We start from the raw sequence: 303 nt of genomic DNA, 5'->3' as shown, positions 1-303 counted from the left end.
CTCCGGAAGCCTCCGGCAGGCCCTCCCGGGAAAGGCCCAGGTAAGCCTCCACCACCCGCTCGTCCTGGCGCAGGGCCTCCGCCGGTCCCTCCAAGGCCACCTCCCCCGCCTCGAGGACCAGCCCCCGGTCGGCCAGGGCCAGGGCCACCTTGGCGTTTTGCTCCACCAGGAGGAGGGTGGTGCCCTCCCCCTTGAGGGCGGCCAGGATGCGGTAGATCTCCCGCACCATCAGGGGGGCCAGGCCCAGGGAGGGCTCATCCAGAAGCAGGATCCGGGGCCTGGCCATGAGGGCCCGGCCGATGG

General features: G+C 72.9%; 1 protein-coding gene. It reads right to left on the bottom strand.

The window, feature by feature from the left end; all coding sequences use genetic code 11:
• Positions 1–303 (bottom strand): ATP-binding cassette domain-containing protein (locus ETP66_RS11870; RefSeq protein ID WP_488225834.1); only part of this gene is annotated, 303 nt, incomplete at both ends.

Source organism: Thermus thermamylovorans (assembly GCF_004307015.1).
Lineage (GTDB): Bacteria > Deinococcota > Deinococci > Deinococcales > Thermaceae > Thermus > Thermus thermamylovorans.
Note: the sequence above shows the minus strand (reverse complement) of the source record. Positions and strands in the feature narration are given on the sequence as shown.